Genomic DNA, 7,284 nt, shown 5'->3' with positions numbered 1-7,284 from the left:
CGTTCGGTGCGTCAGACGCACCGAACGCCACATTGGGGGAGTGCGTGCGCCAGGAGCGAAGCGGTGGGGCGCAGCGCGCAGCACGAGGAGCGAGGCGGAAGGCGCGGCGGAAGGCGAGAGGCGCGAAGCGCAGCGGTGCGAAGCGTGCGGCGTCGAGGACCTGGTCTGGTTGTCCACAGCCTGGCCGGGATGTGGACAACGTGCCCATCCCAGGCGGCTTTCCCGGCTTTGTGTCGGCCCTCGCCGATACGCTGGTGCAGGCGGTGGCCCCCGAGGGGAGGGCGGGCTCTGCCCGGGGCGGCCGATGACTCGGGGACCAAGGCCGAGCCCAGGCCCACCGGTCCCTCGATGTACCAGACGCGGCAAGGCCCGCGCAGGTTGCGCTCGCCGCCCGGGGGCGTCCTTCCGGCGCACCGGCCTCGGCTGTTCGCCGAGGTCACCGGGTACGGTGGCTCACCATGAGCGAGAAGATCCGGGTGGCGGTCGTGTTCGGTGGGCGCAGCAGTGAGCACACCATCTCCTGCCTGTCCGCCGGCAGCGTCCTGGGGAACCTCGATCCGGAACGCTTCGAAGCCGTGCCGGTCGGGATCACCCGCGCGGGCCGGTGGGTGCTCGGTACCGGGGACTCCGCGCAGCTCGCCATCCGGGGCCGGGAACTGCCGTCCGTCGACGACGGCAAGTCGCTCGTCCTCGCCGGGGATCCCTCCAGCCAGGGCCTCGTCGCCGTCGAAGCCGGGCGGGAAAGCGAGCTGCTTTCCCAGGTGGACGTCGTCTTCCCGGTGCTGCACGGCGCCTTCGGCGAGGACGGCACCATCCAGGGCCTCCTCGAACTGGCCGGCATCCCGTACGTCGGCCCCGGGGTCCTCGCCAGCGCCGCCGCCATGGACAAGGAAACCGCGAAGAAACTCCTGGCCGCCGAAGGGCTTCCGGTCGGCACCTTCGCCGCCCTCCGGCGTGATCAGTCCACTTTGGACGAGCAGGACAAGGCCAAGCTCGGCCTGCCCGTCTTCGTCAAGCCGTCGCGCGCCGGATCGTCCGTCGGCATCAGCCGCGTCACGAACTGGGACGACCTCGACCCCGCCATCGAGCTCGCGCGCGCCACCGATCCCAAGGTCCTCGTCGAAGCCGCCGTCGTCGGCCGCGAGGTCGAGTGCGGGGTGCTCGAGTTCCCGGACGGCCGCGTCGAAGCCTCGCTGCCCGCCGAGATCCGCGTCCTCTCCGAAGACGAAAACGCTTGGTACGACTTCGAAACCAAGTACCTCGGCGACGACGCGGAGCTGGACATCCCGGCCAAGCTCGACGACGCGCTCACCGAGAAGCTCCGCGCCATGGCCGTGAAGGCGTTCCAGGCGCTCGACTGCCAGGGCCTCGCGCGCGTCGACTTCTTCGTGGGCGCCGACGGCGAGCTGACCATCAACGAGGTCAACACCATGCCCGGCTTCACGACGAAGTCCGCCTACCCGAAGATGTGGGAGGTCACCGGCGTGGACTACGCGACCCTGCTGACCACCCTCATCGAGACGGCCGTCGCACGGGGCACGGGCCTGCGCTGAGAACAGGTCAGGAGAACCGCAGCGGCCGAGGCGCGAGCTTCGCCGCGACCGTGTCCGAGATCTGCTGCAGCGGCCCCGTCCCGGCGCTGTCGGGCACCGTCAAAGCCGCGTAGACCTCGCGGTCGACCACGTACCACGTCGACGCGCCGTCGCCCGGCACCTGCAGCCACTGCACCTTGTTCACCAGCCGCAGCGCCGCGGTCGGCGTCAGCTCCGGGGGCCGGTCCAGGCCACAGCGCAACACCAGCGGGTCGTCCGAGCCCCAGGCCACGGTGGCCGGCGGCGCCGGGTCGGCCAGGGTGCGCACCTTCAGCCGGGTGCCGTTCGACGTCAGCTCGGTCGGCACCGCGCCCAGCAACGTCGTGCAGCCAGGCGACCCCGCGAAGGGCGCGGGCACGGGGACCAGCGGCAGCGGTCCGGAGGCGTCGGAGTCCGAGGAGCGCAGAGTCAGCGCGAAAACGGCGACGGCGACCGCGAGGGCCACGGCGAGCGCGGTGGCCGTGACGAGCACCACCCTGGGTGGGGCACCGGTATCGGAGTCAGGCACGCCACCACTACACCACTGCTCAGAGATGCACTACCGGGCAGGTCAGCGTCCGCGTGATGCCTTCCACGTTCTGCACCTTCGCGACCACGAGCTGGCCCAGCTGGTCGACGCTGTCGGCGGCCGCGCGGACGATCACGTCGTACGGTCCCGTGACATCCTCCGAACTGGTGACACCCGGGATGCTGGAGATCTCGGCCGCCACCGCGGCCGCCTTGCCGACCTCGGTCTGGATGAGGATGTATGCGTGGACCACGGCGCGCCCTTTCGTCGGGATCGGTCAGCTCAGGTAGGAACGTATAGCCAGCTCACCGAAAAACATAGGGCATCCGACTATCGGTGATCGATCTTTGTCCCGGTAGAGAAAGCAGAGGTGACCGGTGTCACCGAACGACGCGACGGTCGCCGAGACCGGCGAGTTCGCGCTCATCCGCGCCGTCACCGAAGGACGGCGCCAGCCCCCGGGCACGCTCCTCGGTCCGGGCGACGACGCCGCTGTCGTCGCCGCGCCCGACGGCCGCGTGGTCGCCAGCACCGACGTGCTCGTCCAGGGTGTCCACTTCCGGCTCGACTGGTCGCCGCCCGAGTACGTCGGGCGCAAGGCCGTCGCGGTCAACCTGGCCGACATCGCCGCCATGGGCGCCACCCCGACCACCGTCCTGGTCGGCCTCGCCTGCCCGCCCGACACCCCGCGCGAGCTCGTCACCGCGCTCGCCGACGGCATGTGGGCCGAGGCCGAGCGCGCCGGCATCGGCGTCTCCGGCGGCGACATGGTCCGCGCCGACCAGCTCGTGATCAGCGTCACCGCGCTCGGCGACCTCGGCGACCGCGAACCCGTGACGCGCTCGGGCGCCCGGCCCGGCGACCTCGTCGCGGTGTGCGGGAAGCTCGGCTGGGCCGCCGCCGGCCTCGCCGTGCTCGGGCGCGGGTTCCGCTCCCCGGTCGGTGTCGTCAACGCCCAGCGCTGCCCGGAGCCGCCCTACGACGCCGGTCCGCGCGCCGCCCTCGCCGGGGCCACCGCGATGATCGACGTCTCCGACGGCCTGCTGGCCGACCTCGCCCACATCGGCGAGGCCTCCGGCGTCGGCCTCGACGTCCGGACCGCCGACCTCGACATCCCCGCGCGGCTCACCGAAGTCGGCGCCGCCCTGGGCGCCGACCCCCTGGACTGGGTGCTCACCGGCGGTGAGGACCACGCGCTGGTGGCGACGTTCCCGCCGTTCGCCGAGCTCCCCGAGGGCTGGCGCACCATCGGCGTGGTGACGATGGCGGACTCCGGGATCACCGTGGACGGCAAGCCTTTTACGCGAGAAAGCGGTTGGACGCACTGGCGCTGAACTAAAGTCGGTGGACGTGAGAATCGTTCCGGTCCCCTTCGACCATCCCGACGCGGCCAAGCTCATGGCCGCGGTGCAGCAGGTGTACGTCGAGCGCTACGGCAGTGAAGACGCCACCCCGATGAGCCCGGCGGACTTCGACCCGCCCGAGGGCCTGTTCCTCGTCGGCTACCAGGGCGACGAGGCCGTCGCCTGCGGGGCGTGGCGCGCCCACGACGGCCCCGCGCCCGACTTCCAGGAGGGCGACGCCGAGTTCAAGCGGATGTACGTCGCCGATTCGGCGCGCGGCCGCGGGTTCGCGCGGATGATCCTGTCCGAGCTGGAGCGCACGGCGGCGTTGTGCGGCCGCAAGCGTGCGGTCCTGGAGACCGGCACCCTGCAGCCGGAGGCGATCGCGCTCTACACGTCGTCGGGGTACGCCGAGATCCCGAACTTCGGCGTGTACAAGAACGAGCCCGAAAGCCGGTGCTTCGGCAAGGAGCTCACCTCGGTGTGAGCTTCAGCAGCGCCGCCGCGTGCGGCCGCAGCGTCGCGGAGACGTCGCTCCCGACGTCCTGGTGCGCCCAGAGATCGCGGACGGTCCACGCGCCCGGGATCGCCGCGGAGACGGTCGCGGTGGTGGTGCCGGTGTTGAGCAGCACCACCGCGAACCCGCCGCCGGTCAGCGGTTTGCCCCACACCTGGTAGCCGGGACCCGCGGCGAGCTGCCGGCCCTGCCCGCCCGCGAAGTCCTGGTCGACGGCGATCGCTTCGGGGTTGGCGAGGGTCGCGAGGTCGTCGTCATCCAGCTTCGCCGGGTCGGTGCCGGCGAACAGCGGCGCGTTCAGCACGGCCCAGACACTGAAGTGCGCGCGGGCCTCGTCCGCGGTCAGCGTGCCGTTGCCGACCTGCAGCATGTCCGGGTCGTTCCAGCCGCCCGGGCTGCCGCTGTGGGGCGCGACGGCGGCCTGCTGGTCGATCGTCGTGAGCACCGAATCCCAGGTCGGGCCCAGGTCGTTGGTCGTCCGCCAGAGGTTCGCCACCGGCCGCGCCCAGGTCCACGGGCTGGAGACGCCGTATTCGGAGATCGCGTAGACGATCGGGCGGGGTAGCGCGGCGAGCTCGTCGCGCATCTTTTCGAACGCCGCCTTCCGGTCGAGGCCGTCGACGGTGTCGGCGTTGCACCAGTCGTACTTGAGGTAGTCGACGCCCCAGCGGCCGAACGTCTCGGCGTCCTGGCGCTCGTGGCCGAGCGAGCCGATGCCGGCCGCCGCGTAGGCGTCGTTGGCCATCGCGCAGGTCCGGCTGCCGGGCACGGCGTAGATGCCGAACAGCAGGCCGCGGGAGTGGACGTAGTCGGCGAGGTCGGCGATGCCGTGCGGGAAGCGCGTCGGATCGGCCTCCAGCAAGCCGTCGGCGGCGCGCTTCGAGGCCTGCCAGCAGTCGTCGACGACGACGTAGCGGTAGCCGGCGTCCCGCAGGCCGGTGTCGGCCAGCGCGTCGGCCGCCTGCTTGACGACGTCCTCGGTGAGGTCGTGGCAGCGGACCTGGTTCCAGCTGTTCCAGCCCATCGGCGGGGTCGCGGCGAGACCGTTCGCCAGTGCCGGGGACGCGCCGGGCAGGCTGAGCAGCCAGGTCAGCACGATGAGCAGGAGCACGAGGCCCGTGCTCCCGGTACTGGCGTTCCGGTTCGCGGCGATGCCGTGATCCAATCGCACGGCAAGTGAAACCGCGGTCACCCCGGAGGCGGCATGCCGATCTACGCGCTCGGTTCCCTCGAACCGACGATCCACCCCGACGCCTACGTCCACCCGGACGCGACCGTGATCGGCGACGTCCGGATCGGCGCCTTCGCGTCGGTGTGGCCGCAGACCGTGCTGCGCGGCGACCACGGGTACATCGAGATCGGCGAGCGGTCGAACGTCCAGGACGGCTGCGTCCTGCACTGCACCGAGCGGCACCCGACGATCCTCGGGCCGTCGTCGGCGATCGGGCACGCGGTGCACGTCGAGGGCGCGACGATCGGCACCGGCTGCCTGATCGCGTCCGGCTCGGTGGTGCTGAACGGCTCGGTCGTAGAAGACGGCGGCATGGTCGGCGCGGGCGCGGTGCTGTCGTACGGCTCGCACGTGAAGACCGGCGAGATCGCGCTCGGCGTGCCCGCGAAGACGCGGGAGAACAAGTCGTTCAGCGCGGAGAACATCGCGCTGGTGGTGGATTCCTACGTCGAACGCGGGCAGCGGTTCCGGACCGAGCTGAGGCGGCTCGACCCGCTCGGGTGACGCCGGCCACGCCCGGTAGGCTGGCGCGCCGTGACCGCACGACCGCTGCAGGACATCGTCGAGGCAGGCTGGGCCGAGGCCCTGGAACCGGTGGCGCCGCAGGTCGCCGCGATGGGGGAGTTCCTCCGCGCGGAGATCGCCGCGGGCCGGACGTACCTGCCGGCGGGTGAACACGTGCTGCGGGCGTTCAAGCAGCCGTTCCACGACGTGCGCGTGCTGATCGTCGGCCAGGACCCGTACCCGACGCCCGGGCACGCGGTGGGGTTGAGCTTCTCGGTGGCGCCGGACGTCCGGCCGATCCCGAAGAGCCTGGTCAACATCTACAAGGAGTACGCCGACGACCTCGGCCACCCGCTGCCGTCCAACGGCGACCTGACGCCGTGGGCCGACCAGGGCGTCCTGCTGCTCAACAGGTCGCTGACCGTGCAGCCCGGCAAGTCGAACTCGCACCAGGGCAAGGGCTGGGAAGCGGTCACCGAGCAGGCGATCAAGGCCCTCGCGGCGCGGTCGGAGCCGATGGTGGCGATCCTCTGGGGCCGCAACGCGCGGAACCTGCGCCCGATGCTGGGCGAGGTGCCGTGCATCGAGTCGGCGCACCCGAGCCCGCTTTCGGCGCACAACGGCTTCTTCGGGTCGCGGCCGTTCAGCCGGGCCAACCAGCTGCTGGAGCAGCAGGGCGCGGCACCGGTCGACTGGAAACTCCCCTAGGTCCGGTGTCCGGATCCGCGTGACGGCTCCGACCAGGGGGTGAACCCTTTGGAGGAGAAATGAACGTCACATCGGCGGACGGCACGTCCATCGCCTACGAGCGGCGCGGCGCGGGCGCGCCGGTCATCCTGGTCGGCGGCGCGTTCAACGACCGGACGACCGTCGCGGGCCTGGCCGAGGTGCTGGCCGGCGACTTCACGACGATCGCGTACGACCGGCGGGGACGCGGCTCCAGCGGCGACGCCGGTACTTATGCGATCGAGCGGGAGATCGAGGACATCGCGGCACTGATCGCCGAGGCCGGCGGGACGGCGTCGGTGTTCGGGCACTCGTCGGGCGCGGTGCTGGCCCTGGAGGCGGCCGCCGCCGGCCTGCCGATCGAGAAGCTGGTGGCGTACGAACCGCCGTACGCGACTCCTGAGCACCCGCGGGCCGACGTCGTGGAGAAGGTGCGCGCGCAGCTCGCGGCGGGTGATCGCGACGGCGCGGTGGCGACGTTCCTGATGGTCGCGGGCACTCCCGCGGAGATGGTCGAGGGCATGAAGGCGGCTCCGGTGTGGGGCTGGTTCACGGCGCTGGCGCACACGCTGCCGTACGACCTGGCGATCTGCGGCCCGGGCGCCCGGCCGCGTGCGGACCACCTGGCCCGCATCTCGGTGCCGGCGCTGGTCATCGGCGGCGGCGCGAGCCCGGAGGAGCTGCAGTCAGGAGCCCGCGTGGCGGCTGCCTTGGTCCCTGGAGCCCGCCACGAGACCCTGGAGGGCCAGGACCACGGGGTGCTTCAGTACCCGGAGTCCCTGCGCGACCTGCTGGTCGGCTTCCTCAAGTAGGCAGGTCCCAAGCGCCCCAATGTGGCGTTCGGTGCGTCTGACGCACCGAAC

The 7,284-nt window shown here is 71.9% G+C and carries 9 protein-coding genes; 6 read left to right on the top strand and 3 right to left on the bottom strand.

Annotated features, from left to right (window positions below):
• The first annotated feature begins 458 nt into the window (after nt 1-458).
• A complete protein-coding gene (locus AB0M83_RS48065) occupies nt 459-1,553 on the top strand; it encodes a D-alanine--D-alanine ligase family protein (RefSeq protein ID WP_364529393.1) in 1,095 nt (364 codons plus the stop codon).
• Nucleotides 1,554-1,560: 7 nt separating this feature from the next.
• On the opposite strand, the gene AB0M83_RS48060 is transcribed toward AB0M83_RS48065, so the two are convergent.
• Together AB0M83_RS48060 and AB0M83_RS48055 are read right to left on the bottom strand one after the other, a co-directional pair.
• Complete coding sequence (locus AB0M83_RS48060; RefSeq protein WP_364529390.1) at nt 1,561-2,100, bottom strand: DUF3515 domain-containing protein; 540 nt, start codon at nt 2,098-2,100, stop codon at nt 1,561-1,563.
• A 19-nt stretch (nt 2,101-2,119) separates the two neighbouring features.
• Complete coding sequence (locus tag AB0M83_RS48055; protein WP_125306405.1) at nt 2,120-2,353, bottom strand: Lrp/AsnC ligand binding domain-containing protein; 234 nt, start codon at nt 2,351-2,353, stop codon at nt 2,120-2,122.
• A 124-nt stretch (nt 2,354-2,477) separates the two neighbouring features.
• Here AB0M83_RS48055 and AB0M83_RS48050 point away from each other — a divergent pair, with 124 nt between their 5' ends.
• Nucleotides 2,478-3,434: a thiamine-phosphate kinase gene (locus AB0M83_RS48050; protein ID WP_364529387.1), complete on the top strand. Its 957-nt coding sequence runs from the start codon at nt 2,478-2,480 to the stop codon at nt 3,432-3,434.
• Between the two features lie 16 nt (nt 3,435-3,450).
• The gene (locus tag AB0M83_RS48045; protein WP_364529384.1) at nt 3,451-3,930 is read left to right on the top strand and encodes a GNAT family N-acetyltransferase; all 480 of its coding nucleotides are present in this window, start codon (nt 3,451-3,453) and stop codon (nt 3,928-3,930) included.
• On the opposite strand, the gene AB0M83_RS48040 is transcribed toward AB0M83_RS48045, so the two are convergent.
• Nucleotides 3,917-5,131 (bottom strand): glycoside hydrolase family 27 protein, encoded by a 1,215-nt coding sequence (locus AB0M83_RS48040; protein ID WP_364529381.1) that lies wholly within the window; start codon nt 5,129-5,131, stop codon nt 3,917-3,919. The genes AB0M83_RS48045 and AB0M83_RS48040 overlap by 14 nt on opposite strands.
• A 33-nt stretch (nt 5,132-5,164) precedes the next feature.
• On the opposite strand from AB0M83_RS48040, the gene AB0M83_RS48035 reads away from it, so the two are divergent.
• The 3 genes from AB0M83_RS48035 to AB0M83_RS48025 are packed head-to-tail and all read left to right on the top strand — an operon-like array spanning nt 5,165 to nt 7,233.
• The gene (locus tag AB0M83_RS48035) at nt 5,165-5,695 is read left to right on the top strand and encodes a gamma carbonic anhydrase family protein (RefSeq protein ID WP_364529378.1); all 531 of its coding nucleotides are present in this window, start codon (nt 5,165-5,167) and stop codon (nt 5,693-5,695) included.
• A gap of 30 nt (nt 5,696-5,725) precedes the next feature.
• Nucleotides 5,726-6,403: a uracil-DNA glycosylase gene (locus AB0M83_RS48030; protein WP_364529375.1), complete on the top strand. Its 678-nt coding sequence runs from the start codon at nt 5,726-5,728 to the stop codon at nt 6,401-6,403.
• Between the two features lie 59 nt (nt 6,404-6,462).
• A complete protein-coding gene (locus AB0M83_RS48025) occupies nt 6,463-7,233 on the top strand; it encodes an alpha/beta hydrolase (RefSeq protein WP_364529372.1) in 771 nt (256 codons plus the stop codon).
• Nucleotides 7,234-7,284: the final 51 nt, after the last annotated feature.

Origin of the sequence: Amycolatopsis sp. NPDC051106, assembly GCF_040682775.1 — a bacterium.
In the GTDB taxonomy this organism is placed as follows: domain Bacteria; phylum Actinomycetota; class Actinomycetes; order Mycobacteriales; family Pseudonocardiaceae; genus Amycolatopsis.
The sequence above is the reverse complement of the archived record's forward strand: the minus strand, read 5'-3'. Positions and strand labels throughout refer to the sequence as shown.